General features: G+C 40.8%; 1 protein-coding gene. It reads left to right on the top strand.

Annotated elements, in window-relative coordinates; all coding sequences use genetic code 11:
- Window positions 1–400: 400 nt before the first annotated feature.
- Window positions 401–1,806, top strand: a 1,406-nt coding sequence (locus tag AB4496_RS13250; protein WP_372104806.1) for an aldehyde dehydrogenase family protein, incomplete at its 3' end; no start/stop codon positions are given.

The following is a 1,806-nucleotide window of genomic DNA, read 5'->3' as shown; positions in this document are numbered from 1 at the left end:
TCATTGTTCTCGTCCCTCATATGTTAACGTTATATGTTTAAAATAAAATAATGAAACCAATTGCACCAATAAAAAAAATACGATAAATATCATGGGATTATAAAAAAGACCTCACTATTACGTCCAGAAAATAGGATATATATGTCCTATTTGCTTACCATGCAATGGAGGTAATGCTTTTTATCCATATTAACTGAGTTGGTCTACATAGCTTCAATACCATTAGAAAAACGACACATACCCCTTACATTTAGGACTTTAACTGCGACCATTTACACATAAACCATTGAGTTTATGTGGTTAAATTTAAAAATAACTAAATCTATGGACGAGGTTTCTTATTTTATTTTTTCTGGGCAAGTAGATAATAATGCACAGAATCTTAAAAAAGGAACTGACAATGTTATACGCACAACCTGGAACTGAGAACTCAATTGTTGATTTCAAACCACAATATCAAAATTTCATTGGAGGAGCATGGATCGCACCGAAACATGGAAAGTATTTTACGAACACCTCTCCAATCAACCACTCAGTAATTTGCGAAATTCCGGCTTCGACTCAAGAAGATATCGATTTAGCAGTTAATTTTGCACATGGTGCAAAAAGCGATTGGGCTTCAACATCAGTTACTGAGCGTTCGAACATACTACTAAAGATCGCAGATCGTATTGAACAGAATCTTGAGATGCTTGCTATTGCTGAAACCTGGGATAACGGGAAACCTGTCCGCGAGACGCTCGCCGCTGATATTCCTCTGGTAGTCGACCATTTCCGTTATTTTGCTGGATGCATTAGAGCCCAAGAAGGCTCTGCTTCAGAGCTGGATTCGCAAACCATGACCTACCACTTTCCTGAACCTGTTGGGGTTGTCGGACAAATTATTCCATGGAACTTTCCACTCTTGATGGCGGCTTGGAAACTAGCACCAGCTCTGGCTGCAGGTTGTTGCGTTGTCTTGAAGCCAGCAGAGCAAACTCCTGCATCGATATTGTTCTTAATGGAACTCATCGAAGATCTCGTACCTGCTGGTGTAATAAATATCGTTAATGGCTATGGTTCAGAAGCGGGTCAAGCGCTTGCAACACACAAAAAAATTGCAAAAATCGCCTTTACTGGTTCGACTGAAGTTGGACAACATATCCTTAAGTGCGCCGCTGATAACCTGATCCCATCAACAGTCGAGCTAGGTGGTAAGTCTCCAAACATCTTTATGGCTGATATATTTGATCACGAAGACAGCTATCTAGATAAGTGTATCGAAGGCGTACTACTGGCTTTCTTCAATCAAGGTGAAGTTTGTACGTGCCCTTCGCGAGTTCTGATTCAAGAATCTATTTACGATCGCTTCATTTCGCGTTTACAGACTCGCATGAAAACGATCAAACAAGGAAACCCGCTCGATACCGATACACAAGTCGGATCACAGGTTTCAAGAGAGCAGTTTGACAAAATCCGTCAATATATCGCACTTGGTCATGAAGAAGGCGCTGAATTACTTATTGGCGGTAAGAGTTATGAAGACAATGGCTACTTTGTCGAGCCAACTCTCTTCAAAGGAACTAACGAGATGCGTATTTTCCAAGAAGAGATCTTTGGTCCAGTCGTTGCTGTTACAACATTTAAAGACTCTGAAGAAGCACTGGCTATCGCTAACGGTACTGAGTATGGATTAGGTGCAGGGGTATGGACACGTGATAACAATCTGATTTCACATATGACGAAAAATATCCAAGCTGGACGAATTTGGGTCAACTGCTACCACGCGTATCCAGCTCACGCTGCATTTGGTGGTTACAAAAAATC

Source organism: Vibrio sp. 10N.222.46.A1 (assembly GCF_041473595.1).
Lineage (GTDB): Bacteria > Pseudomonadota > Gammaproteobacteria > Enterobacterales > Vibrionaceae > Vibrio > Vibrio tasmaniensis_A.
This window is presented reverse-complemented; position numbering and strand designations above follow the sequence as displayed.